This window comes from Thalassotalea sp. G2M2-11 (assembly GCF_017168195.1).
Classification (GTDB): Bacteria; Pseudomonadota; Gammaproteobacteria; order Enterobacterales; family Alteromonadaceae; genus Thalassotalea_E.
The window spans coordinates 227,912-254,371 of record NZ_JADNYL010000002.1 but is presented as its reverse complement, the minus strand read 5'-3'; the positions used below and the strand labels follow the sequence as shown (position 1 = coordinate 254,371).

The window sequence follows — 26,460 nt, the reverse complement described above, 5'->3', positions numbered from 1 at the left end:
ATGACAAAATCAATAGAAACGATGTGGAAAGAAGGCTTTGTTAACGAGGCTCACTTAACTGCCCCAAAAATTAATGATTTATATAATCGCAAATCACAAAATATTGTTGATAAACTACAAAATATGTTTGCTCTCAATATAAAAGCCCTCATCCTAGGCTGTTTAATTATGCTTGTTATGATGAGTCTTATCGGGGCTCCATTTCTAGGCTTATATATATGTTGCTTACTATTGCCACTGATCATCATTGCTAAAAAAGAACTTAAAAAATCTTTTAACTTGTCAAAAGAACAGAGTAGTTATGATTACATTATGAATTTTAATAGCTGGCTGAAAAGTTCGATAAAAGCGTATTCTCGCTATTACAAATTCTTTTATCCGATGTTCTTTATTGGTATGGCTATTCAAGGGATCGTTAGCAAAGCAGGCGAAAACCTTATTGCACTGTTAGTAGAGGCAGTTCCAACTGGCATTATGATATTGGGTCAACCTTATTATCTTATAGTGGTTTTAGCCATAATTACCTTGATTGTAGCCAAATATGCTGAAGCGCTTTATCGCTTGGATCTCAATATAGTTTACGGTCGTCAGTTTAAAAAGTTGGACGAACTCATTACTGATATGGAAGAATTGAGAAAGTAACCTGCACAATAAGTCTTGGCACCTACATGCCTATTCTAAACATCGCTGACGCTTCGGTTTATATTTGGGCGTTAGCGCCCCTTCATGTAATTACTTCATATCAACGTTATGGTGACATTTTCTTAGGGTCTACTATTTTTATTGTGGTCAAACAGTCTCTGCTGTATCGCTGATCCTATCTAAAGTGATTTTTGCTCAAAAGAGTTAATGATTACTCAGTTTTCTCTTTAAATTCACACAAGTCTTCAATAATACAACTGCCATACTCTGGTTTACGTGCCATGCAGGTATAACGCCCATGCAATATCAACCAATGATGAACATCGACTTTAAATTCTTTCGGTACGACTTTAAGCAATTTTTGCTCGACTAAATCGACATTCTTGCTTGGGGCAAGGTTTGTTGGGTTAGAAACACGGAATATATGCGTATCTACCGCTATGGTAGGATAACCAAAAGATAATGATAGTAGATAGATGCATTCCCGTTGGGCAACGAGCAAGTGGGCGTTTCTACCTTATAGAAAATTTTATATATTATAGAAAAATAAATCTTTAAGGTAAGGAATATTCACGTAGCAAAGAGTACTGATAATCATTATTGGGTAGAGCTTAAGTTTATTTGGCCAGCAAAATATTCCTTCAAAAAATTAAGTAATAATCTCAGCTTTTTCGTGTTGGCAGTGCCCGGAGGGAACACACCATACACATTTATGTCGTTAAATGCATAGTCATCAAGTACGGTTTGTAAGGTGCCAGCTTGTATTTTTGGCCAAGCATCATAAATAGGAATTCGAGCTAAGCCGTGGCCAGCTTCAACAAATGCAGTACGAGCAGCAGCATTATTAGTTGTGATGCTTCCTTTGGTGGCTATGCTAAAAGAGCGGCCACCTTTAGTTAGGTTTAATACCCCAGAGGTTAATTTGTAGATTACCCATTGATGATTAACTAAATCATCAGGATTTTTAGGTTGTCCATATTGAAGAAAATACTCGGGAGAACCACACAGACAGGTTTTTAAGGTGGCTAATTTACTCGCTTGTAAACCAGAGTCTGGCAATGGTGCCCCGCGGATCGCCAAATCGATTCCTTCTTTTATGATATTGACGACTTCGTCGGTCAGCATGACATCAAGTTCAATTTTTGGATAAATTTTCTTAAACTCATTTAGTGCTGGCACAATAGTCTGTAAGCCAACATTTACGGGGCAGGTTATTTTAAGTAACCCAATAGGCTCATTTTTAAAGTTTTCAATTTGTTGATTAGCAGTACTGGCTTGTTGGGCAATTGCATGGCAGCGTTCATAATAGGCTTGACCCGCTTCCGTGAGACTAATCGAACGTGTTGTTCGGTTAAGCAATTTTACTTCGAGTTGTGCTTCCAGCTTTTTCAGGTGATAACTGACTACTGCTCGAGAGAGTCCTAAATGTTTCGCTGCCGCACTTAAACTGCCTTGTTCAATAACTTGAGCAAAAACAACCATACTCTTGAGTTGTTCAAATGACACATTCATACACTTACCCATCAATGAAAACACATCTTATTTATTGTATCAATTTTTAATACAATGTTATCAGTTTTATCTGCATTGTTCATGTGTGTTCATGAGTCTATACTGCTTACATAGAAAATGAAAGCGCACTTACCTATATTGATAACCGGATAAATAATTATGACTAAAAAAATATTGATGGTACTTACTTCGCACGATGAACTTGGCAACACAGGTAATAAAACCGGTTTTTGGGTTGAGGAATTTGCCGCACCTTATTACGCATTTGTTGATGCGGGTGTTGAAGTCACCTTGGCCACACCAAAAGGCGGGCAAGCACCTATTGACCCAACAAGCACATTAGAAGACTTCCAAACTGAGGCCACTCACCGTTTTGATGCTGATAATGTCGCGCAAGCTAAAATAGCGACCACAGTAAAATTATCTTCAGTTAACGAAAGTGACTTTGATGGTGTGTTCTACCCTGGTGGTCATGGTCCTTTGTGGGATCTTACCGACAATACTGACTCAATTACGTTAATTGAAAACTTTCTCAATGCGGGTAAAGGCGTTGCGGCAGTTTGTCATGCCAGTGCCGCTTTATTAAATGTAAAACAAGCTTCTGGCGAATTTGCTATTAAAGGTAAAGCGGTAACTGGCTTTACTAACAGTGAAGAAGAAGCCGTGCAATTAACCGAAGTGGTGCCATTTTTACTTGAAGATGAACTCATTAAGCGTGGCGGTGACTACCAAAAAACACAAGACTGGAATGCTTTTGTCGTACAAGACGGTCTTATTATTACTGGGCAAAACCCTGCGAGTTCAGCATTAGCTGCTGAAAAGTTACTTGCTCATCTTTCTGCTTAAACTAACGTATTTATAAACTGCTTACTCAACAAAAATTAACTGGAATTCAATATGAAAAAATTACAAAACATAGCTTATACTGCAAAAGCAACAGCCACTGGTGGTCGTGAAGGTACTGCAAAATCTGACGACGGCCGTTTAGACGTTTCATTGTCAACACCTAAAGGTTTAGGCGGCGATGATGGACAAGGCACTAATCCTGAGCAATTGTTTGCAGCGGGTTATGCAGCTTGTTTTATTGGTGCATTAAAATTTGTTGCCGGTCAAGAAAAATCCGCATTACCTCGCGATACTTATATCAATTCAGAAGTCGCGATTGGTGCAGTTGAAGGCGGCTTTGGCATAGCAGTGAAACTTGCGATTTCATTAGGCGATATGGATAAAGAAAAAGCACAGCGCATGGTAGATAAAGCACATCAAGTCTGCCCGTACTCAAACGCTACACGCGGCAACATTGACGTTACCTTAACCATTATTTAATACCCAACTTAATAAATAAAACGCTCAATTTTTATTTTAACGAGCCTTTTTAAAAATTATTTTCTTGAAACGCTTTAGGACATAACAATGTTAAATTTCAGTTTTCAAAACCCAACCCGTATCCATTTTGGTGAAGGGCAAATTGCCGCCATTTCACAAGAAATTCCATTAGATGCAAGAGTGTTACTGGTTTATGGTGGTGGCTCTATAAAAAGTAATGGGGTATACCAACAAGTGGTTACTGCGCTTGATAAACACACTTGGTTTGAATTTTCAGGTATTGAACCAAACCCAAGTTATGACACGTTAATGAAAGCTCAAACAATTATTAAAGCACAAAGTATTGATTATATACTTGCAGTTGGTGGTGGCTCTGTAGTTGATGGTGCTAAATTTATTGCCGCTGCCACATTATTTGATGGCAATGACCCTTGGGATATTCTTGCTAAGCAGCAAACCATTACACAGGCATTACCTATTGGCGCGGTTTTAACGCTTCCTGCCACAGGCTCTGAAAGTAATGGTAACTCTGTTGTCACTAGAGACGGAAATAAACTGCCATTTTCAAGTCCTCTGGTTCGTCCATTATTTGCTGTGTTGGATCCAAAAGTCACTTTGTCACTATCGGATCGTCAAATCGGCAATGGTGTAGTTGATGCATTTGTTCATACTATCGAGCAGTATTTAACCTATAGCGTTAATGGCAAAGTACAAGACCGTTTTAGTGAAGGACTATTGCAAACCTTAATTGAAGAAGGGCCTAAAGCCCTAGATCCTGCAACTAAAGAAAACCTAGAAATTAGAGCCAATATTATGTGGTCGGCAACCATGGCATTAAATGGTCTGATTGGTGCTGGTGTCCCACAAGATTGGTCAACACATATGATAGGCCATGAATTAACTGGGGCGTTCGGAATTGATCACGCACGTACCCTATCTATAGTATTGCCAGCAGTCATGAAAGTCTGTCGCGAGAAAAAGCGTGAGAAATTACTTCAATATGCATCGCGAGTTTGGCAATTAACTGAAGGTGATGATAATGCTCGTATTGATCAAGCTATTCTCTTAACCGAACAGTTTTTCATTAAAATGCAAGTACCTACACGATTGTCTGACGTTGACCTTGGCACTAAAGATATTGACTTACTTATTAAGCGATTAGAAGAACATGGTATGACGGCACTTGGTGAACACGGTGATATAACCTTAGATAAAAGTCGTGAGATCTTAATTCAAGCATTATAACTACCAGACAAGCACTAGTGGTGAATAGGAAATCCTATATGCCGCTAGTCAACCCTTTAATTATGGAAATATTATGACTCAAACAACCGATATAAATCGCCAAATCCTTTTAGCATCAAGGCCTTCAGGGGCACCAGTAGCTGAAAACTTCAACCTGGTTCAAAGTGAAAAACCAACACCTGAAGTAGGAGAAGTTTTGCTGCGTACCGTTTATCTTTCTCTTGACCCTTATATGCGAGGTCGAATGAATGATGCTAAATCTTATGCAGACCCTGTTGTTTTAAACGAGGTGATGGTTGGTGGCAGTGTATGTCGAGTAGAAGAATCAAGGCATGAAGAATATAAACCAGGTGATTGGGTTGTTGCCTTTGGCGGTTGGCAGGATTATAGCGTCACTAAAGGAGATGAATTACTTAAGCTTGATAATAACATGGCTAAATATTCATATGCCTTAGGCGTATTAGGGATGCCTGGTTTAACGGCTTATATGGGCTTACTTGATATTGGTCAGCCAAAAGCAGGTGAAACAGTAGTGGTTGCTGCGGCAACAGGTGCAGTGGGCAGTTTAGTGGGCCAAATCGCTAAGTTACAAGGTTGTACAGTGGTGGGGATTGCTGGTGGCGAGACCAAATGCCGATATGCGGTTGAGACTTTAGGGTTTGATTATTGTATAGATCATAAAAGTGAAAATTTAGCTGAGCAATTAGCGTCGGTTTGTCCATCAGGTATTGATGTATATTTTGAAAATGTTGGCGGTAAAGTGTTTGACGCTGTGATGCCATTATTAAATAGCTGTGCGCGAGTGCCTTTGTGCGGACTAATTTCTCAGTATAACGCAACTGAATTACCCAGTGGACCTGACAGATTGTCTTTATTAATGGGCACACTATTGGTTAAGCGTATAAAAATGCAGGGGTTCATTGTGTTTGATGATTATGGTCATCGTTATAACGAATTTAGCGAGCAAATGGTGAAGTGGTTAATGGCTGGCGAGATAAAGTATAAAGAGCATATAGTGGAAGGCCTTGATAGCGCAGTAAATGCTTTTATTGGTTTATTACAAGGTGAAAATTTCGGTAAGTTAGTTGTACGTGTTGGGCCAGATGAACTCGAATAATTATAGTAAAGTTGAAGGTAACATAGCCGTTACCTTTAACTTTAATTGAGGCCAACACTAGGTTATGGATATGATTTATTTAAGATAGTGGGGCAGTCATTTAATCGCTGCAAAAGATTATGCCCTTACATAATACTAAGCATTGTTCATTACCTTACAGCTATGCCCAAAATACTGAGGTGTGTTCCCAAGTTATCAAAGTTTTAGAACAAGTTGTTGAAGGGGAGGCGCTACTCTGTTTTCTCTTTAAACTCACACGAGTATTCAATTAAACACGAGCCACATCGCGGTTTACGGGCAATACAAGTATAGCGGCCATGTAGAATGAGCCAATGGTGCACGTCGACTTTGAATTCTTTGGGGACCACTTTCAGAAGCTTTTCTTCTACTTCTTTGACGTTTTTGCCGGGGGCGAATTTAGTGGGGTTGGATACACGGTCGATATGTGTGTCCACTGCTATGGTAGGCCAGCCGAATGATAATTATGGTAGATGTAATTGAACTTCTGAATTGTGCCAGAAACAGTTGTTGATAATACCTCGCTAATGGACTAAGCAATAATTTTCTATAATATGAAGCAGAACCGAAGAAAAATTCGCTATCTGGTATTTAAAAAACTCTGTTAGCTATAATTTTTTGCATGGGAAGGAATGTGTTTCAATTAGCTTATCAATTTTTCGATTAAATACTTCTTTTCGAAAAGATATTTTTTTTAATATTGTTATTTCAGAGACTCCCCTTTTACCATCTAATTCAATAGCCTCTATCAAATTTTTAGCGGTTATAGGTTCAGGTATTGAACCATCAATAATTTTAGTAGAAATTATCTTGTCAGTTAATTTATCGCCTTCAATTTGCCATACTCCTGATGATAACGTTTTAAACCAGAAAAAGTCCTCTTTACCTTCCATACTAAAAATATGAATATGCTTAGTCTTTCCACCTGAAATAAATTCTATTTTATTGGTTACTATAAAGTTTAGATCGTAATCATAAACTTCAAAGTAATAGTCACATCGCCATTCTCCAACGATCAATGACTCGTTATTATTCGCATAAGACAACTTAACGACCATTAATAATAAAATTGAAACTATTCGCATGACAATCCTTATTCAGCAAAAGCGTATTATTTAGACCTTACAAGGTAGCATACCTTGTAAGGTTTCGATAAATCAATAATCCAATGTCCGTTTCAAGCTCTAAACAGACGTTCACTCTGTTTTCTCTTTAAACTCACACAAGTCTTCAATCAAACAAGCACCACATTTAGGTTTTCTGGCCACACAAACGTAACGACCGTGTAGAATAAGCCAGTGGTGCACGTCTACTTTGAACTCTTTAGGGACCACTTTCAGAAGCTTTTCTTCTACTTCTTTGACGTTTTTGCCGGGGGCGAATTTAGTGCGATTGGATACACGGTCGATATGGGTGTCCACTGCTATGGTAGGCCAGACGAAAGATAATTATGGTAGATGTAATTGAACTTCTGAATTGTGCCAATTTCAGCGATTCGGTTAACTGTCTTCATTTTTAACTTCAGCAAGAAAGCAGACGTTAACTTTAGACTTAAAACGAAGGTTTAGTAAGCCTTTAGAGGTGGATGATATAAGCATAAAACCCGCCCTCCTACCGTTCGCTTAGATACGATTGCTGCCCCTAATAAAAATTATATTTTAATACTTAATTTGTTTTGGTGGCATAAATAATTAGATGCAACGAAGGGCAACTTTATGATCACATAGCTGACATTTTTACTTCATACTTCTAAGGCGCTCTGGCGCACAAACCCAGATAGACTTTATGTAATATATTTGTCCCAACAAAAGTTCAAATTGTCTGTTTAGGATCTAGAACTCTACATTAACTGGCTATTTAGCTAACCTCAACACCAAAAATAGACAGAGCTAGGAAGTGAAAAATAGGACTCTTTGACTGAATCCTCTTTTGTAGTATTTTATTGATTTTTTAATTCTTTTTAACTGCAGGGTGGGTTAAAGATCTTTACAATGTTTTTCTTGGCGATATTTAACTTCTCCAGTTAAGGTTATCTATTAGCGAGACTGGTTGAATCTATTAAATCATGTCAGAATGCCAATATAAATATCAGAAAAGTTAGCACTTTAATCATTACAACCCTACTCAATACAGGTTATGTCTATGCCTACAAACTTAGATGAAATGTATTTTCAAGAAAAAACATTTGCCTTAGATATTAAAAACTCATGGCCTGTTTTAGGCAGTATCGTTAATGTTATAGTCAATTCAACATTAAAACTTGATTGTGGCTCTAGAGAAAAACTATACCAATTGGCCCAATGGCCTGTATTGGGAGAGTGTAGCCCTAATGAATATTACCCAATAAGAGATGTTGTTCGACTTATTCATGCTGCTGAGTATATGGCTGGAGATATTGACCTTGCTTTACAAACTATCAAGTTTACCAAACCTGTACATTATGGCTTATGTGGTTTATTAGCACTAACAAGCACAACCGTTTTGAACTTGCTAAGAATGCAATTGCAGCATCGAAAACTAATTGCTTGCTTTGGTCATAGCTCCACCTATTATAAAAATGGCTGTTTTATCTATGAGTGGTCTCCCATTACTGAGACTTACCAAAATTGTCATTATTTGCAACGGGTAACCTTCTTGGTTTGGGTAAGCATACTTAGGCAGCTTAGTGATGATAAATTTTCAATGATAAAAATTGAGTTTTGTTTTCCTAAGCCCAAAGAGCTAGCTGAATACATTAGAGTATTTGGCGAGAACATCAGTTTTTCTCATGCGACGACTAAGATGTTTATCGACCCCTCAATGCTAAATTTGCCTTTAAATCAGGGGAATGCTGAATTGCATGCGATGTTAAAAACCTTAGCGGCACCAATATTAAAGAATTTATCTCATCAGGATACTTGTGAATCAAAAGTACGGATGGCGTTAGCTTCGTTACTACCCAAGGGAGAGGGGAATTTGACCAGCGTGGCGCAATATATAGGTTTTAGCAAACGGACTTTGCAACGACAGCTAAAAACAGAACAAACTAGTTTTGGCTTTGTACTTGAAGAATACCGTAAAGAGAAAGTTGAATATTATTTAGTTGAAACAGAGCAATCAATTTTGGAAATTGCTCTGTTTCTTGGTTACAGTGATAGTAACAGCTTGAATGTAGCCTTTAGAAATTGGTTTGATACTTGTCCTTCAGTGTATAGAAAAAAATTTCAGCAGCACAAAACCATTATTCATTAATGGATTTTTTAAATAAAGAGATTGTTTTTAGTTAGCCCTATCATTATGCCTCAGCAATCTTTTCAATTTCAGCTAATGCTTGCTGACGAAGCTCTCTTCTGAGGATCTTACCGACAGGAGATTTTGGTAAAGCTTGAGTAAATATAATTTCTTTCGGGTTTTTATAGCCAGTAAGTTGCTCTCTGCAATATTGTTTTAATAGTTCAACTGTGCAGTTTACTGACTTCAGTGTCACATAAGCACGAATTGACTCTCCCGTTTTATCGCTCGGCATGCCAATAACAGCGGCTTCTAATACATGTTCATGGCTACTGAGCACATCTTCAATTTCATTAGGATAGACATTAAAGCCTGAGACAATGATCATGTCCTTTTTGCGATCTACTAACTTAATAAAACCATCAGCTTGTATGTAACCAATATCTCCTGTTTTTAGCCAACCGTCAGCCGTTAAAGTTTCTGAGGTTGCTTCAGGGCGTTGCCAGTAACCTAACATTACCTGTGGACCTCTTGCCCAAACCTCACCCTCTTTGCCTTGTTCAAGTGAATTTCCTTTACTGTCGACAATTCGAATTTCAGTACTAAGTACAGGTAAACCAGCACAACTAGCCTGTGGGTCTGAAGGGGGGTTAAGGGTGAGTGCAGGGGATGATTCAGATAATCCCCAACCTTCACTTACTTTACAACCGGTAACGTTATGCCAGCTTTTGATTGCGGCCATGGTGGTTGCTGCGCCACCAGTAATGGTAAATTTCAATTTACTGAAATTTAGAGTTTTGAACTTTTCATGGTTAGTTAAGCCAATTAATAGGGTGTTAATTCCAGCAAAAGCAGTAAAATTTTCATTTGCTATTAATTGCACGAATTGATCTAAGTCGCTTGGGTTAGGGATCAATATTGAACTGCAACCACGAATAAAATACATGTAGGAAATTGTGAAGGCAAATATATGATAAAGCGGTAGAGGTAGTACGAGTTTTTCTTCACCAGGTTTAAAAACGCTATCTATTCGAGATATCACTTGATAAATATTTGATAGCAAATTGTGCTGACTTAGCATTGCACCTTTAGAAACTCCTGTTGTGCCACCTGTGTATTGCAATAATGATAGGGCTCTATTGTCAAAAGTAACTTCTGTCGGCGAAAGGGATTTTCCTTTAGTTAACACCTCTCCGAAACTGATGACTTGTTGAGCATGGCTTAATGATATGGTTTGGTGTTCGTTTAGGGTATTAGCGCTTACTAAAATAACTGTTTCTATATTACTTTCAGGTAACGTTTTATTAACTGTATTAGCAATGCCTTCAAGTACAACAATTGCTTTTGCACCACTGTCTTTAAATTGATGACTTAACTCTCTCGCAGTATATAAGGGGTTGGTATTTACTATCACTAACCCCATACGCATGGCGGCAATTGCGGCAATTGGGTAATGAATTACATTAGGTAACTGGATGGCTATTCTGTCACCTGGCTCCAAATAGGTATTTTGCTGTAGCCAAGCAGAAAATGCCTTAGCATATTGATCTATTGCAGCAAAAGTATAACTTTTTCCTAAGTAATTAAATGCTGATTTTTGGGCATATTTTTTACAAGCGTTATTTATTTCGTCTACCAAACTTGTTTGTTCTAGATTAGGTAGGTGCGCGTCACGGTCAAACATATAATCCCCATTAATATTTACTGATAATCTGGCTTGATATTTCAGTTCAATATAAAAGCGAAGTCATAAATGTCAATTAATTCTTAATGGGGTTGTTTGGCATCTTTGTATGTTTTTATTTTTGTTTTTATTATTGTGTTTTTCTTTATCCGTTTGAAATATGGTGTTTTTTATTTTTTGATTTGTTTTTTTTATATCTAAATGGTTGGAAGATGCGTTTTTGTTTGGCGCGATTTTCATACTTTGTTGGCATGATATCCCTGTTTGTGTTGCCATAAATTATGCATAGTGTTTAAAACAAAAATAATAATAATTATTACAACATATGAGGAATAAAATAATGAAATCAACATTAGCAAAACTGTCATTAATCAGTACCGCAGTGTTTTGCGCCCTCCAGTCTCAAGTTGCACTCGCGCAAAATGATGGGATGAAGCAAGCTAAAAAGAAAGAAAAAATAGAAACCATTGTTGTTACTTCACAAAAAAGAATTGAACGCTTAATTGATGTACCTATCTCTGTTACCAATGTCGGCAAAGAAGAGTTAGCGCAACGAGGCATAAAAAAACTAAAAGATATTGGTGATGCCGCACCTAATTTAACCATCAGTCAGGGTAGTGACTTTAATTCTAAAATTATTATTCGTGGTGTTGGAGCTAACAGTAGAAATATTGGTTTTGATAGTAGAGTCGGGGTTTATATCGATGGTGTTTATTTGGGCCAATCACCTGCAATTAATCAGGGATTAGTTAACTTAGAGCGTGTTGAAGTACTTAGAGGGCCACAAGGAACTTTATTTGGTAAAAATACCATTGCCGGTGCGGTCAACCTAATCTCGCAAGAGCCAACCGATGAATTTGAAGGCGCTGTGACGGTTAATTTAGGCAATTATGATATTCGTGATTACAACCTTCAGCTGAATATACCGCTTAGTGATACCACTTTCGCGAAAGTATTTTTAAATAAAGCCGAGCAAGAAGGTTTTATTGAAAATAAAATGCTCAATACTAAAGTGGGTGAGAAAGATGAAACCTCCGGTCGAATTAACCTACTGTCTGAATTAACGGATAAGCTTGATTTAAGTTTTAGTGCCGATTATACCACGCAAGATCGATTGGCATTTTCTAACATGCCATTATCTGACCCCTTCGGCGGTCACCCCACAGATGGTATGTTTGGTGATATTTATCAGGGTACTGCTGCGGATAAGTATCAATATTTTCAAGATAAAGATATGGATGAGGTCAAAACAGTTTGGGGTAGCTCAATCACCTTAGATTATACGTTTGATAATGATTTTTCAGTAAAATCAATCACTGCTTATCGTGATACTGAAATGAGTATTGGTATTGATGTCGACCATGGACCCCTTAATATTCTTAATACCTTTTATACTGATGCTTATCAGCAAACCAGCCAAGAGTTACAATTAATTTCTCCTGATAATGCTGATTTTAAATATATTTTAGGGGCTTATTTATTTGGTTTAGATAGCACAACAGTCCGTGATGCCAATGGCGGTAGTATGATCGGTATATTTGGTGATCCACGCCTACAGCCAGGTCGTCCTGCGGTAGCCATTGATGGTGAGATTGAAACGCGTAGTCATGCACTTTTTGCCAATGGTAGCTATGATTTAAATGAAGACATTGTGTTAGGTTTTGGTGTGCGTTATTCATTAGAAACCAAAAATGTCGACTGGAGTATTGACGGCTCAAACTCAGGATTTTTTAATATTGCCACCGGTACGGTGATTGATGAGCGTACTGATACCAATATATCGCCGTCATTCAACATTAATTATGCCTTATCAGAAAACAGCCAGACCTATGCACGTGTATCAACAGGGTTTAAAAGTGGCGGTTATAACTTAGATTTTATTACCTCAGAAGTTTTACAAGAAGGTATTGAATTTAACGAAGAAACAGTCACCAGTTTTGAAGTGGGCTATAAAGCAGAATTAATGGATTATCGTTTACGATTAAATACGGCTTTATTTTACGCTGTTTATGATGACTATCAGGTTAATCAATACATTGACTTAGGTGAAGGGCGTACTGCTCTTTCTATTACCAATGCCGCAGAAGTCATCACCCAAGGTCTTGAAGTTGAAATTGACTATCAAATAACCGATGACTTTAAAATTAATGGCGCAATAGGTTTACTTGATGCTACTTTTGATAGTTTTCCTGGCGGTGGTGCTGGTGGTAGTGATGCATCAGGTAATGAACTACCTAATGCTCCAAAAGTAACCTTAGGGCTTGGTCTGCAATATTATCAAGAAGTACCAGCATTATCGTCAAGCATCATGTATCGAGTTGATTACAATTACACCGCTGAGCAGTATTTCATGGTCAACAATGATGAGAATTATGTATTACCCGGCGGGGATACCGTCGATTTTGATAAAGCAGACAATTTTAGTACTGTTAATGCTCGCATTAGTTTACTCAGTGATAATGGTACATGGGAAGTTTCATTTTGGGGACAAAACCTAACTGAAAGTGAACATATGGTAAATAGTTTTAGAGACTTCTTTGGCACCATTTTGGCAGGTTACGCTAAACCTAGAACCTTTGGCGTAGAAACGAAGTTTAACTTTTAAAATCAGGAAATGAGCTAGTAACCTAGCTCATTTTTTAATGCAAGGAGAATGATTTGAATATTTTAAAAAATATTACCACTAGTGCCATATTATCTTTTAGCCTAGCGTCGACTGCGGCTAATGCCTGTACTTCTATTGCTTGGCATACTGAGCAGTTTGGTGTTATCACTGCCCGCAATAACGACTGGAGTGAGAGCACTAAACCTTATATAGGCACTATTCTTGCTGGAACACAACGCTACCTTCATGGCGTTAAATCATCAGGGCGTACTTATAAATCTAAATACGCTATTGCCGGTGTATTGGCTTATGGCGGTCTAGTACATGATGGTTTAAATAGTGAAGGCATGAGTATGAACGTACTTTATTATGGACCAATGACTTTAGGGGCTGAAGACAAAAAAGGCTCACTTTCTCAGCTTAGCTTAGGGGAATACTTACTTGCAAACTATGCGTCAGTTGCTGAAGTGGTGAAAAATATTCATCAATTAGAAACGTTTAGTGTAAGTTTGCCAGGCTTGCCGTCGCCACCACAATTTCATTGGTCGTTAACTGATAAATCAGGTGACAGAGTTGTCATAGAATATGATCCCGATGGTTTGAAGGTTTATCGTGGTAAAAAGGCGATGGTGATGACTAATCAACCGAGCCATCAAAGCCATATTGATGCTTGGCATAAAACGCCAGCGACTAAAGAGCGCGCTCATAAAGATGTTGATTTTGGTTCAACAGGTAATACTAACCCACGGGATAGATATTTACATGCGAGATACTTTTACCAACAACTAACCCAACCAAGCAGTTTACGTAACGGCATGATGAAGTTATCAACGATTGCCTCTCGTATACCTCATGATGCAGCTAACAGAGAAATCAATGGAAAAATGGCGGGGTACGCAACTGAATGGATGTTAACGCAAAGCCTTGAAACCGGTGATACGGTTATTGAGTATACCTATGATGATAAGTGGGTTCAGTATGATATCAACATGTATGAGCTCATTAAATCAGGCAAAACCATAAGCATTCCAATGGATGCTGCAAGTTACACCTTGGACTTAACAAGCCTAGCAATTGATATGGCCAAAAAATAAGGGCTAAGGATGTAATCTATTTTTGTTATCACGTCTACAGTTTTTATTTGGTTAAATAGCTGCTTCATTTCCCATATTGTTTATGCCGAGACACTTGAAATAAAACCGACTATTACTGTTTATATTGCTAAAAAAATTATTACTATGGACAGTAGTCAGCCAACTGCAACAGCGGTAGCAGTACGTGGCAATAAGGTTTTATCGGTTGGCAGCTTAGCTGATTAAAGCCTTGGCTAGATTCACATCCACATAAGATAGATAAGCGCTTTGCTGATAAAGTATTGATGCCAGGGCTGATTGACCCACACGTTCACCCTTTACTTGGAGCGATTCAATTTGGTACTACATGGATAACGCCTGAGAGCTGGCTGTTGCATGACACTACAGTGCCAGCAACGCGAGATGTTGATACTTATATGGCGTGATTAAAAGCGTCATTGGCTGCTACAAAAAATAATAACCAACCAATTTTTATAACTTGGGGTTGGTCAAAGCCAAGCCATGGTGAAATAACCCGTGCAATGTTAGATAAATTAGACAGCGATCGACCCATTATGATTTGGCAGCGTTCGGCACATGAGGCAATTTTTAATAGTGCTGCATTAAAATATATGAAACTAACGCCTGCTGATATGACGGGTTATCAGGATAATGTTGATTGGGAAAAAGGCCATTTTATTGAAGCTGGCTTTTTTGATGTGGTGGTACCTAGGTTAGCAAAACATTTATTGGCACCTGCCAATGTAGATGAGGGCTATCGTCGTAATATTGATTATTTAGTTTCAGGTGGTGTTACTACCATTGGCGATTTAGCAACAGGGTAGGTCAGTTGGGCATTTGAGCAAGCGGCAATTAAACGTAACTTAGTGGATAAGCAGACGCCTCTTCGCACTGTTATTGTGCCATCAGCTAAATTAATGGCTAAACAGTTTGGTGGGTTGAATTCTTCATTTAAGGTGATAAATGACAGCCTAACGAGTGACTCAGAGTCTGCACAAGTTGTACACGGTAAGCGGATAAAGTTATTTGCAGATGGTGCAATGTTCTCACAGCTAATGCAGTTAGCTGCTCTGTCCGCTTTGGGATTACTTCTAGTTATGTTTTTTAATAGCCACTGTATACCATAAAGGTCAGCTATCCTTCAGATAGTGAACATAAAAGTGCCGTATAGTTAGGGTTGCTCTTGCAACAAAAAGTAGTAATTAAAATTTCCCCTTTATGACTGCTTTTAGCTAACTGAAGGCATAATTTAATTATCGATTCTAATGAAATATTTGGTCGGACAAATTATCGTTAGTGAAGTAAACTCGAGCGTCTGCTATAGAGAAAAAATGAATCCAATCAGAATATGCTTGAGGGGCCGTTTTTCGCTCTAAACAGACGTTCACTCTGTTTTCTCTTTAAACTCACACAAGTCTTCAATAATACAAGCACCACATTTGGGTTTTCTGGCCACACAAATGTAACGACCGTGTAGAATAAGCCAGTGGTGCACGTCTACTTTGAACTCTTTAGGGACCACTTTCAGAAGCTTTTCTTCTACTTCTTTGACGTTTTTGCCGGGGGCGAATTTAGTGCGGTTGGATACACGGTCGATATGTGTGTCCACTGCTATGGTAGGCCAGCCGAAGTATAATGATAGTAGATAATTGTCTGAGTCAGAGACTAGTAATTCAGTCAACGTTTTTGACTGCTATTCTGACGTAGTTGATATTAGGTGTTTGTTGAGGTTTATGACAGCATCTAGCCAAAAGCAGAAGTTAGCTTTTGTGAAACCATAATCATAATTAGAGTATTAATAACCAAAACTTTCTGAACGTTCTTGGGGTTGGTTTAAGACTATATAGCCGACTATTGAGCTTTAATTGACTAACAACGGATAAAACTCCGTTAGTACGCATGTTTTATATTTTATTATCTTGTCTTACCCGAAATCCATTAACATAAGATGTTATTGTTTGTCCATAAAAAAAAACAGTAGTTTAGGCTTATAGTAATACCGACTGATGCAATATCAAGCCAACTGATTACAAGTCAGTTGCTAGGTGTTAGTTGTGTGTTGAATATACTGATCTATTGTGGTGTTTATGTAATATATAACAACATTTAGCACCAGTGAGTTTTATTCAATTACACTACTGAAATACGTGTTTTAGGTACTTTAACTTAGTTGTTTTGATGATACCTATATAGTTTGAAGTGATATTCAATCATCTATTTATATTTTCAGGCTAAACTAATTTAAATTACAACATTGTTAATAATATGTAATCAATTCAATTGGTAGAGGAGTTATTTGGTGTCAGGTTATTTTACAGTGCTACTTAATTAAAAATTGCGTAAATCATCATCATATTGAAATTGCTTGTTATTTAAAGTTTGGTGTGGTTTTTGCTTTTCATTTGGTAAAGTGCATTAACTATTACCTATCAAAAATTAATGTGAAGGAATAACAAATGAAGTCTAAAGTTTTAAGTATGATAGCATCCTCTTTACTTTTTGTTATGAGTTCAGTCGCAAATGCTGGTTTAATTGTAACTGCTGTAGGAGATGATTCATCCCTTCAAGAAATAGTAGGGTTGGATCTCGGTAGTTTTGGAATAGTTGATATCGATTTTGGCGGAAGGGATTTTAATGAAGCGTTTGGCACAGAATTAGTTCCTACAGGCTTCTTATTCGCTAGTTCCGAAATAGAAGCAATCTCAATAATTACGGCAGTTAGAGATCTAATTAACACATACAATCTCACCTCCATCACAAATATTAATAGGGTTGTAGACAGTACAGGAACATTAGGAAAGACCACTTATTTAGATATAGGTTATGATATTACTGCTACTACGGTAAGTGTGTACCAAGCATATGCAGGTTCGTCGAGTAGCCCATTTAGAATAGTTGAAAACTATAGTCGAGATGGAGCGAACTTGAATTATATCAGAATGACCAGATCTTCCACAGATGTACCAGAGCCATCTACACTTGCTATTTTTGCATTAGGAATGATGGGTTTAGCATCACGTCGATTTAAGAAACAATCTTAATAATTTAATATTGTTTGATTCTAGAAAACACTGGTTGTAGTAATCAGTGTTTTTTTGTTTTTGGTGATTGGTAAATCAGTTTTTAACGGTTAAATCACTATCATAGGATTATGTATCCGTTGTTATGCTATATGGGTAGCAGTCTTCAAATACTTGAACTTAATATTCAGCACTACTAACCTCAGTTTTATCGTTTTGAACAATAATTCATTCTAACAAAGCATAACTTTTTAGCTAGTTAGTCGTCGAAATAGGTACAGTTAGACAAGCCAAGGCTTATGTCAGCTAACGTATCTGAGCAGACTAAAACTTAGTCAGTTTTTTCTTTAAACTCACACAAGTCTTCAATAATACAAGCACCACATTTGGGTTTACGGGCAACACAAACGTAACGACCATGAAGAATGAGCCAGTGATGTACATCTACTTTGAATTCTTTAGGTACCACTTTAAGTAGTTTTTCTTCTACTTCTTTTACGTTTTTTCCGGGTGCGAATTTTGTGCGGTTGGAAACACGATCGATATGGGTGTCCACCGCAATGGTTGGCCAGCCAAACGCAGTATTAAGTACGACATTGGCGGTTTTTCTGCCAACGCCTGGTAAAGCCTCTAATGCTGCTCGGTCTTCAGGCACTTCGCCACCATGTAAATCGACCAGCATCTGGCAGGTTTTAATGGTATTAACGGCTTTAGTATTAAATAAGCCAATGGTTTTGATGTATGATTTTAAGCCTTCAAGCCCTAAATCTAATATTGCTTGCGGCGTATTGGCGACAGGGTAAAGCTTTGCTGTCGCTTTATTCACGCCAACATCGGTAGCTTGCGCCGAAAGCAGCACGGCAATTAATAATTCAAAAGGTGAATTAAAATTAAGTTCGGTGGTTGGGTGAGGGTTGTTATCTCTTAACCGAGTCAGTATTTCTAGGCGTTTTTCTTTATTCATTAGCTTATTATTATTTTGTCATCAATAGATTAGCTGTCAAAGTTAACTCTAACGCGTTCTATTTGGCTTTCTTGCTCTTTCGGTTGATGTTGAGCAATCTTATCATCAATTTTGTTTTTTGCGGCAATTAAGAAGCCCATTGCAATAAACGCGCCCGGCGGAAGTATCGCTAATAAAAACTGATTATCTAATTGCATCACTTCAATCCTAAGGTTGGCAGCCCAATCACCTAATAACAGTTGGGCCCCATCAAATAATGTACCTTGTCCTAACACTTCACGTATTGCACCTAAGACGACCAGTACCAGTAAAAAGCCTAGCCCCATCATTAAACCATCAAAACTTGCTTGTTTAACTGGGTTTTTAGATGCATAAGCTTCTGCTCGCCCAATAATGGCGCAGTTAGTAACAATTAAGGGCAAGAATATGCCTAATGATTCATATAAGCCATAGGTGAAAGCGTTCATTAACAGCTGTACGCAAGTCACAAACGCGGCGATGATTAATACAAAAATGGGGATGCGAATTTCTTTAGGAACCCAGTGCTGTATGGCAGAAACGGTGGCATTTGAACAGATCAAAACAAACATTGTTGCTAAGCCTAGCCCGAGTGCATTGACCACCGTTGAAGTGACCGCAAGTAGGGGGCAAAGACCTAATAGCTGTACTAGCCCTGGGTTGTTTTTCCATAAGCCTTGCCATGCTAATTCTTTGTATTCATTTGGAATATTCATTTACTCCCCCTGACAAGTTGCAGCATGTGTGAACAGCTGCGCTTTATGAAGATTGAAATAATTCACGGTGCGCTTAACCGCATTTACTACAGCTCTTGGAGTAATGGTTGCGCCAGTAAATTGATCAAACATGCCGCCATCTTTTGCCACAGCCCAACGATTATCTTGCTCCCCTAAGATTTTTTTCCCAGAAAAGCTTAAGATCCAATCATTTTTTCTCAGCTCAACTTTGTCACCCAGCCCCGGTGTTTCTTGGTGTTTAATCACACGTACACCACTAACACTGCCATCGTAATTGACAGCTACCAGCAATTCAATGTTACCATTGTAGCCGTCAGGAGCTGTGGCAGTAATAGCTGCAGCTACAGGTTGTTCATCTTGTGTGGCCAGATACACTTTGTGGCTGTTTTCACCCAGTAATTCATCACTAATATAAAAACATGATTGTGTCATCGCGTTATTATGTTTATTCGGTGGAATTAAACTGTTTAATGTATTCACTAATTGTAGCTGCTCTTGTTCAACAATACGGTCTTTCGTTAAAAGATGTACCAAACCAACAACAGCTGTACAGGCTATCGCAAATAGTGCAAGTAATTTAGCATTTTTTTCAATTGCTTGACGCATCATTTGCTTCCTTATGAGTGACCGTAGGTACGAGGGCGGGTGTATTGGTCGATCAGCGGTGCAGCCATATTACACAGTAATACTGAAAATGCCACAGCATCAGGATAGCCGCCAAATTTGCGAATAATAAACACTAAAAAGCCAGCTAAGGCAGCAACTACTATTCTGCCTTTCACACTTGTTGCACCTGAAACCGGATCGGTTAGGATAAAAAATGCACCTAGCATAGTGGCACCATTAAACCAGTGAAATAAGGTAGAAGCATTACTGTCTGGGCTCACTAAAAAGGCAATCAATGAACAGATAAATAAACTAGCTAAAAAGCTCAGTGGCGTTACATAAGAGATGGCTTTTTGGGTGATTAAAAATAACCCACCGAGTAAAAATGCTGCGTTGAGCCATTGCCAACCTTCACCAACATATTCACCTATTACTGGGTTATTCATACTTTCACTAATCGTTAAACCTAAGGTAATATTTGTTTTTACCGTGTCTAATGGGGTCGCCATGGTATAGCCATCAACATGAGTTCGAAGCTGCTCGAGTGAATAACCATCAAAAGTAAACTGGGTAAAAATTACTGATAAGGTGTTGCTAAAATCAAGCGGTATTGACATTAATGCTAGCGGTGGTTGCCAAGACGTCATTTGTACGGGAAATGAAATCAATAACATCACATAGGCAGCCATTGCTGGGTTGAACGGGTTATGGCCGATACCACCGTAGAGTTGTTTAACGATAACAATGGCAAATAATGCCCCTAATACTGAAATCCACCAAGGCGCTAATGCAGGTAAGCTAATACCTATGAGTACAGCGGTTAACATGGCACTACCATCAAATAGCTGTTCTGCGACTTTTTTCTCACGCAAAGATAACACGGTAAATTCGGCAACAAGTGCGGTTGTTAATGCTAATCCTATATGAATAAGGTTGCCCCAGCCGAAAAAATACCACTGCGCTAAAATGCCAGGGATAGTGGCGTAAATAACCAATCGCATTAACGCAGGAGTTGAACCCTGAATGTGATTATGAGGTGAGCTTGCTATCCAATATGCCATGATTTACTTCGACTCTGCTTGTTGTTTTTTGGCTTTTGCTTTGGCAACCGCCGCGGCAATACGGGCTTTTTTATCGAGCGCCTGTGCTGATTTTTCTTCACTCGCTTCAAGGGGAGGCGTGATTGCTACCTCTTTTTCCTGTTCTTCATTTGTTGAGGCATCTACAGTGGTTGGTGCAGACTGAGGATTTTTTTCTTTAAGTTTTTTAGCCTTAGCTTTTGCTACAGCAGCCGCAATACGTGCCTTTTTATCATCCGCAGGGCTGTTCGTTGCAGCTGTTTCTTCTGTCTTGTCTGTATCGAGTTCAGATGGCTTTTCAGGTGCAACTTGCTTTTTAGCCTTGGCTTTTTCTACAGCGGCAGCAATACGCGCTTTTTTATCATCTACAGGAGCGACTTTTACTGCTTCATTGAGTTCCTCATGATTCTCTACTTCAGTGTCTTGTGATGTTGCTGCTTGTTTTTTAGCTTTGGCTTTGGCAATTGCCTGAGCAATCTGCGCTTTTTTATTTTCATCGCCTTGATTGTTTTCTGGTGTTGGAGGTTGGCTTTCCGTTTGTGCGGGCGATGATTCTTGTACTGCTGCTTGCTTTTTAGCCTTTGCTCTGGCTATTGCCGCTGCTACTTGGGATTTCTTGTCTTGCTGATCACTGGCCAGTTCTTTGTTTTCAACATTTTCAGTATTACTTGTTTGGGCTTTCTTAGCCTTAACACGAGCAAGAGCTGCTGCAACGGCAGATTTTTCTTTGTTAGCTTGTTCGGTGCCTGAATTCATTCGAGCTTTACGTGCTTCCGCCGCTTTTCTATGTTTTTCTTCGCGCGCTAACTTTTCGCGTTCAAGGCGGGCTTTTCGTGCTTCAAAGCGCTTTTTGGCTTTTTCAGCTTTAATATCTAATTGTTTCTGCTGACGAATTTCAGCTTTGGCAACACGATAATAATGCACTAAAGGTATATGGCTAGGACATACGTATGCGCAGGCACCACACTCAATACAATCAAATAAGTTTAATGTTTCTAGCTGTTGCTGATCATTGGCTTTCGCACTCCATTGTAACTCTTGAGGCAGAAGCTGACTTGGACAAACATCGGCACATTGTCCACAGCGAATACATTCGACTTCATGCTTGTCATTAGGGATTTCTTGTTCGCTAGGTGCTAACACACAGTTTGTGATTTTGACTACCGGAACTTGCGTATTGGGTAAGCTAAAACCCATCATAGGGCCACCCATAATAATATGTTTTCTTTGCTGTTCTGGATAGCCACATTGTTGCAATAAAAACTCTACTGGCGTACCGAGCAAGGCCCAGACATTTTGTGGTTTTTCTAAGGCTCGACCTGATACTGTGACCACGCGTTTAGTTAGCGGTATGTCATGGATAACCGCTTCTGCGATGGCAAAGCAGGTGGCAATGTTTTGCATGACGATGCCTAATTTACTTGGCAATACGCCAGAAGGTACTTCTTTCCCAGTTAATGCCATGATCAGCTGTTTTTCGCCACCCGTTGGATACTTGGTGGGTAAAATACAGATTTTTACTTTATCATTATTCGCGGTTGCTTTTTGTAAGGCTTTGATGGCTTCGGGTTTATTATCTTCAATACCGATCAGAATAAATGCTGGCTCTAATAGATGATCTAAAATATTAATGCCGTCTGCGATGGTTGTACTATGTTCACGAATAAGTAGATCATCAGCGGTAATATAAGGTTCACACTCTGCCGCATTGATTATTAAGTAGTTAATTTGCGCGTGGGTGTTCACTTTTATATGAGTTGGAAAGCCTGCACCACCCATACCAGCAATGCCCGACTGGGCTATTTTCTCAATAATGTCATGCTTACTCAGACTTGTATAATCTGGTGTGATATGGCGCGCAATACTTTTGTCTTCACCATCGGGAGTTAACTTGATACATAACTCACTCAAACCTGATGGGTGCGCAATGATGGCATTTTCAATCGCTCTAATGGTACCACTAGTTGGGGCATGCACTGGCACAGAAAGTGGCATTAAAGATTGAGTAAGTGCCTGACCTTTTTTTACCACATCACCAGCTTTGACAATTAATTTTCCTGCTTCACCAATGTGTTGCTGCACAGGAATAGTTAATTCAGGCGGCATGGCTAATGGCCGAATAGGTTTATCTTTTGTGAGAAACTTCATTTCTGGCGGGTGAATACCACCATGGAATTTCCAAAAGTGTCCTTTTTCAATGCGTTCGATAACTGATTCCACCATTACCTCTTTAATCTACTTGTGTTACGGGGATGCTATCGAGATCCCATTGCCAGTTTTTCGGCGTTTGCTTAAGTGGGCGCATTTCAATACAGTCAACCGGACAAGGAGCTACGCATAAGTCACAGCCAGTACATTCATCAATAATAATGGTATGCATTTGTTTGGTTGCCCCTATGATGGCATCAACTGGACATGCTTGAATACATTTAGTGCAACCAATACAGTCTTCTTCAATAATAAAAGCCACTTTAGGCGTATTGTCTGCCTCGTGGTTTTCATCTAATGGTTGCACCTCAACCCCCATTAAGTCGGCAATTTTTTTAATGGTTTCATCACCGCCGGGTGCACATTTGTTAATTGCTTCACCATTTGCCACGGCTTCAGCATAGGGTTTACAGCCTGGGTAGCCACACTGACCACATTGAGTTTGGGGCAGTAGGGCATCAATTTGTTCTGCCAGCGGATCGCCTTCTACTTTAAATTTAATCGAAGCAAAACCAAGTAGGGCACCAAACAGTACTCCGATAAGCCCAATAACGATAATTGCGATAAGTATTGTCATTAGAATTTAACCAAACCTGTAAAGCCCATAAAGGCGAGTGACATTAAGCCTGCTGTGATCATCGCAATAGCTGAACCTTTAAATGGTGTTGGAACATCAGCATTAGCCAATTTTTCACGCATGGCAGAAAACATCACTAATACTAATGAAAAGCCTAGTGCCGCACTAAAACCATAAATGATTGATTGAAAAAAATTGTGTTGTTCATACATATTCAATAGTGCCACACCCAGCACGGCACAATTGGTGGTGATTAAAGGTAAAAATATCCCCAAGGAACGATATAAATTAGCACTGGTTTTATGAACTACCATTTCGGTAAATTGCACGACCACTGCGATGACGAGAATAAACATCATAGTCGTTAGAAATTCTAGTCCAAGCGGGGCAAGTAAATAAGTTTGGACTAGATAGCTTAATAGCGATGCTAAGGTCATGACAAACGTTGTGGCATAAGACATCCCAATTGCCGTTTCTACTTTCGATGATACGCCCATAAAAGGGCATAAACCGAGAAACTTCACTAAGACAAAGTTATTAACCAGTACTGTGCCAACTAATAATAATAGGTAGTCAGTCATGTTAAATAAATGATTATAATAAGTTAGCGCTATTATCCGATTTTCTGCAACAGATAACAACAGGTCAATGTAATTGCTTCATTATCTATTTGATAGTAAATATGCGATAGGTCAAATTGTGTGAAAAAAATTTTACGCACTAATTACAAGGAATTAAGAGTGATAAGGCATAGTCACCTCAAAAGGTGCTGTGCTAACTGGCTTTAGCCAAGGGTAGGGTTTGGGATCACAAGTAACAGGAGCATTGCCATTGAGCTATGATACCTCAGGTGCCACTGATAAATTTTTACCGTGGCACTTCGATGTTTATGGCGCGAGGTTTTTAATTGGCTCAGGTCGGCCTAAATAATAGCCTTGGCAACCGTCGATAAAGAGTTTTTCAAGCATGAACTTTTCTTCTTGGCTTTCAACACTTTCAGCAAGTACGGTGATACTGAGCCTATGTGCTAAGTCCACCATTAAACGAAGGAAATACTGGTTATTTCTGTCTTCATCAATGTCTCTGGTATAAGTGCTGTCCATCTTAATAAAATCTGGCTTCAATTCTCTAAAAAATTTAAAGGAAGTTAAGCCAACACCAAAGCTTTCTACTGTGACTCTTGAACCTACACGATGTATCATGTCCATAAAGTGTCGGCTGACCTTGATGTTTTGTTGTAGGCCGTATTCGGTTATTTCAAAAATCAGTTGCTTAGCAACTTTAGCTTCTTTTAACAGTCGGCGTTCTAGCCAAATAAGAAATTGTTCATTGTGAATCGTTCTGGCACTGATATTTATACCGAAATATTGATCATGAAGATTTTTGCGCTGTATTTCCATGATCACCGTTTCGATAACTAACTTGTCTACAGCGACAATTTTATCTAACTTTTCTGCCATGGCGATAAAGGAGGCGGTAGGCAACATCTCTTCATTTGTGTTGAGAAAGCGCGCTAAAATTTCATGATAAACTTTGGTATTGCGTCCCGATGGTTTGATATGTTGAATGAGTAGAGAGATCCTTTGATTCTCAATAACGTTATCAATTTCTTGACGCCAGTTTTGATTACCGTAACTAGCACTACTGTTGGCTAAAATGTCATGATCTTTTTGAGCAAACCATGAATTTATCTGTTTGGTTTGTGCGACACTGATCGCGGTGTCCGCTAATGCTAATAACTCACCTAAGGGGTTACTTTTATCAAAATAAGCTAAGCCAGTATAGCCAACGGAATCAAGATCTGAGGCTTGTTGGTATTCATTAAAACGGCTGGTAATTTCTTCCGCATAGTTTTCAGCTTCTTTAAGCGTAACATTGGGGATAATTGTCGCAAAATCAGAGCTGTTTAAGCGAAAAATTTTGGCTGACTGAAAGCCACCAGAGGCTTTTTTCAGTATATCTGCTACTTTGCAAATGTAGTTATCGCCTTCAGTGAAACCATGAATTTGATTGATAGTTTGTAATTCAGAGCATCGTGTGATGGTCAATACACCAAAATCGAACAGTTCATGCTTATTTTCAAAATATTGGACAAAACGGGTACGGTTCTCAACTTGAGTTAATGGTTCAATGTAGGCTTGTTTTTTTAAAACCCCGGTGTCATTAAGTAAGTCATTCACTAAGCTTTTAATTTCATTAATACTTTGATTTAATTCGGGTAAATTAAATAATTCCTGTTGCTCATGCATACTGCTGTTATTATTATCAAGTACAGAGGTTAACGCTTCTTTGATTTGATTATTAATACTTTTTATAACATTTTTATAGCGTTGTAGACTAAATTGCCCACCGATAAAGACTATCAAAAAAGCAAATGCGGACATGGTTATACACAGATAGAGCAACAGCGTAGCTTGTTCATTGGTATTAATTTGCAGATGAATTTTTAAAGCTTGCTTTTTTAAGGTGATCAGAGCTGGGGAAGGGGCTAACCATTGTGCCAATAAAGATAATTCTTTATTGACAGAAAATGCCGGTTGACCGTCAGTGGTTACTATGTCTAGTACGGCAAGTTTTTCAGCAGAAACAGCGGTTGCTAAACTTTTAATTGTCGATATATCATATTGTTTTTCTAATGAAAATAACTGTTGTACGTTACGAGATTGAATGTTTTGTTCTTGTTCAGCGCTGCTTGCCATTAAGAAAAATGCTATACCGCAAAAAGTTACACTACAGATAGCAGCAATAATCATATTTTTGCTGATTAATTGCGAATATGTATACATAAAAAACCTTTA

At 38.6% G+C, this 26,460-nt stretch carries 23 protein-coding genes and 4 pseudogenes; 12 read left to right on the top strand and 15 right to left on the bottom strand.

Going from position 1 to position 26,460, the window contains the following annotated elements; genetic code table 11:
* Positions 1–642 carry a hypothetical protein gene (locus tag IV514_RS07070; RefSeq protein ID WP_206484257.1) on the top strand — a complete coding sequence of 214 codons (642 nt, stop codon included), beginning with the start codon at positions 1–3 and terminating at the stop codon, positions 640–642.
* A 211-nt stretch (positions 643–853) separates the two neighbouring features.
* On the opposite strand, the pseudogene IV514_RS07065 reads toward IV514_RS07070, so the two are convergent.
* Both IV514_RS07065 and IV514_RS07060 read right to left on the bottom strand, forming a co-directional pair.
* Positions 854–1,114 (bottom strand): annotated as a pseudogene (locus IV514_RS07065) (endonuclease III); the annotation flags it as partial.
* A 125-nt stretch (positions 1,115–1,239) separates the two neighbouring features.
* The gene (locus IV514_RS07060; protein WP_206484256.1) at positions 1,240–2,154 is read right to left on the bottom strand and encodes a LysR family transcriptional regulator; all 915 of its coding nucleotides are present in this window, start codon (positions 2,152–2,154) and stop codon (positions 1,240–1,242) included.
* Between the two features lie 159 nt (positions 2,155–2,313).
* On the opposite strand from IV514_RS07060, the gene IV514_RS07055 reads away from it, so the two are divergent.
* From IV514_RS07055 to IV514_RS07040, 4 genes are all read left to right on the top strand, one after another.
* Positions 2,314–3,000 (top strand): type 1 glutamine amidotransferase domain-containing protein, encoded by a 687-nt coding sequence (locus IV514_RS07055; protein ID WP_206484255.1) that lies wholly within the window; start codon positions 2,314–2,316, stop codon positions 2,998–3,000.
* A 51-nt stretch (positions 3,001–3,051) separates the two neighbouring features.
* Entirely contained in the window at positions 3,052–3,480 is a 429-nt protein-coding gene (locus IV514_RS07050; protein WP_206484254.1) for an organic hydroperoxide resistance protein, read from the top strand.
* Positions 3,481–3,567: 87 nt separating this feature from the next.
* A complete protein-coding gene (locus IV514_RS07045) occupies positions 3,568–4,725 on the top strand; it encodes an iron-containing alcohol dehydrogenase (RefSeq protein WP_206484253.1) in 1,158 nt (385 codons plus the stop codon).
* Positions 4,726–4,798: 73 nt separating this feature from the next.
* On the top strand, positions 4,799–5,842 hold the full coding sequence (locus IV514_RS07040; protein ID WP_206484252.1) for an NADP-dependent oxidoreductase: 1,044 nt from the start codon (positions 4,799–4,801) through the stop codon (positions 5,840–5,842).
* A gap of 230 nt (positions 5,843–6,072) precedes the next feature.
* Here the strand turns inward: IV514_RS07040 and IV514_RS17460 are convergent.
* From IV514_RS17460 to IV514_RS07030, 3 genes and pseudogenes are all read right to left on the bottom strand, one after another.
* Positions 6,073–6,321: pseudogene (locus IV514_RS17460) on the bottom strand (endonuclease III); the annotation flags it as partial.
* A gap of 147 nt (positions 6,322–6,468) precedes the next feature.
* The gene (locus tag IV514_RS07035) at positions 6,469–6,945 is read right to left on the bottom strand and encodes a hypothetical protein (RefSeq protein ID WP_206484251.1); all 477 of its coding nucleotides are present in this window, start codon (positions 6,943–6,945) and stop codon (positions 6,469–6,471) included.
* A gap of 111 nt (positions 6,946–7,056) precedes the next feature.
* Positions 7,057–7,305 (bottom strand): annotated as a pseudogene (locus tag IV514_RS07030) (endonuclease III); the annotation flags it as partial.
* A 697-nt stretch (positions 7,306–8,002) separates the two neighbouring features.
* On the opposite strand from IV514_RS07030, the gene IV514_RS07025 reads away from it, so the two are divergent.
* The gene (locus tag IV514_RS07025; protein WP_206484250.1) at positions 8,003–9,091 is read left to right on the top strand and encodes an AraC family transcriptional regulator; all 1,089 of its coding nucleotides are present in this window, start codon (positions 8,003–8,005) and stop codon (positions 9,089–9,091) included.
* A gap of 43 nt (positions 9,092–9,134) precedes the next feature.
* Here IV514_RS07025 and IV514_RS07020 read toward each other — a convergent pair whose 3' ends face one another.
* The gene (locus IV514_RS07020; protein ID WP_206484249.1) at positions 9,135–10,754 is read right to left on the bottom strand and encodes an AMP-binding protein; all 1,620 of its coding nucleotides are present in this window, start codon (positions 10,752–10,754) and stop codon (positions 9,135–9,137) included.
* 340 nt (positions 10,755–11,094) lie between these two features.
* On the opposite strand from IV514_RS07020, the gene IV514_RS07015 reads away from it, so the two are divergent.
* From IV514_RS07015 to IV514_RS06995, 5 genes are all read left to right on the top strand, one after another.
* Positions 11,095–13,359: a TonB-dependent receptor gene (locus tag IV514_RS07015; protein ID WP_206484248.1), complete on the top strand. Its 2,265-nt coding sequence runs from the start codon at positions 11,095–11,097 to the stop codon at positions 13,357–13,359.
* A gap of 53 nt (positions 13,360–13,412) precedes the next feature.
* Positions 13,413–14,453, top strand: coding sequence for a linear amide C-N hydrolase (locus tag IV514_RS07010; protein ID WP_206484247.1), 1,041 nt, complete (start codon positions 13,413–13,415; stop codon positions 14,451–14,453).
* 284 nt (positions 14,454–14,737) lie between these two features.
* Positions 14,738–14,878 carry a hypothetical protein gene (locus IV514_RS07005; protein WP_206484246.1) on the top strand — a complete coding sequence of 47 codons (141 nt, stop codon included), beginning with the start codon at positions 14,738–14,740 and terminating at the stop codon, positions 14,876–14,878.
* A gap of 12 nt (positions 14,879–14,890) precedes the next feature.
* The gene (locus IV514_RS07000) at positions 14,891–15,277 is read left to right on the top strand and encodes a hypothetical protein (protein ID WP_206484245.1); all 387 of its coding nucleotides are present in this window, start codon (positions 14,891–14,893) and stop codon (positions 15,275–15,277) included.
* A gap of 42 nt (positions 15,278–15,319) precedes the next feature.
* Complete coding sequence (locus IV514_RS06995) at positions 15,320–15,580, top strand: hypothetical protein (RefSeq protein ID WP_206484244.1); 261 nt, start codon at positions 15,320–15,322, stop codon at positions 15,578–15,580.
* A gap of 257 nt (positions 15,581–15,837) precedes the next feature.
* Here the strand turns inward: IV514_RS06995 and IV514_RS06990 are convergent.
* Positions 15,838–16,098 (bottom strand): annotated as a pseudogene (locus IV514_RS06990) (endonuclease III); the annotation flags it as partial.
* A gap of 811 nt (positions 16,099–16,909) precedes the next feature.
* Here IV514_RS06990 and IV514_RS17455 point away from each other — a divergent pair.
* On the top strand, positions 16,910–17,494 hold the full coding sequence (locus IV514_RS17455; RefSeq protein WP_241242239.1) for a PEP-CTERM sorting domain-containing protein: 585 nt from the start codon (positions 16,910–16,912) through the stop codon (positions 17,492–17,494).
* Positions 17,495–17,804: 310 nt separating this feature from the next.
* On the opposite strand, the gene nth is transcribed toward IV514_RS17455, so the two are convergent.
* From nth to IV514_RS06945, 8 genes are all read right to left on the bottom strand, one after another.
* On the bottom strand, positions 17,805–18,437 hold the full coding sequence (nth, locus tag IV514_RS06980; protein ID WP_206484243.1) for an endonuclease III: 633 nt from the start codon (positions 18,435–18,437) through the stop codon (positions 17,805–17,807).
* A gap of 29 nt (positions 18,438–18,466) precedes the next feature.
* Complete coding sequence (locus IV514_RS06975; RefSeq protein ID WP_206484242.1) at positions 18,467–19,171, bottom strand: electron transport complex subunit E; 705 nt, start codon at positions 19,169–19,171, stop codon at positions 18,467–18,469.
* On the bottom strand, positions 19,172–19,798 hold the full coding sequence (gene rsxG / locus IV514_RS06970) for an electron transport complex subunit RsxG (RefSeq protein WP_206485269.1): 627 nt from the start codon (positions 19,796–19,798) through the stop codon (positions 19,172–19,174).
* A gap of 11 nt (positions 19,799–19,809) precedes the next feature.
* Positions 19,810–20,859 (bottom strand): electron transport complex subunit RsxD, encoded by a 1,050-nt coding sequence (gene rsxD, locus IV514_RS06965; RefSeq protein ID WP_206484241.1) that lies wholly within the window; start codon positions 20,857–20,859, stop codon positions 19,810–19,812.
* Positions 20,860–20,862: 3 nt separating this feature from the next.
* On the bottom strand, positions 20,863–23,100 hold the full coding sequence (gene rsxC / locus IV514_RS06960) for an electron transport complex subunit RsxC (RefSeq protein ID WP_206484240.1): 2,238 nt from the start codon (positions 23,098–23,100) through the stop codon (positions 20,863–20,865).
* Between the two features lie 7 nt (positions 23,101–23,107).
* The gene (gene rsxB / locus IV514_RS06955; RefSeq protein WP_206484239.1) at positions 23,108–23,662 is read right to left on the bottom strand and encodes an electron transport complex subunit RsxB; all 555 of its coding nucleotides are present in this window, start codon (positions 23,660–23,662) and stop codon (positions 23,108–23,110) included.
* Complete coding sequence (rsxA, locus tag IV514_RS06950) at positions 23,662–24,243, bottom strand: electron transport complex subunit RsxA (RefSeq protein ID WP_206484238.1); 582 nt, start codon at positions 24,241–24,243, stop codon at positions 23,662–23,664. Before rsxA ends, rsxB begins: the two co-directional genes overlap by 1 nt.
* Positions 24,244–24,549: 306 nt before the next feature.
* Entirely contained in the window at positions 24,550–26,448 is a 1,899-nt protein-coding gene (locus IV514_RS06945; RefSeq protein ID WP_206484237.1) for a GGDEF domain-containing protein, read from the bottom strand.
* Positions 26,449–26,460 lie beyond the last annotated feature (12 nt).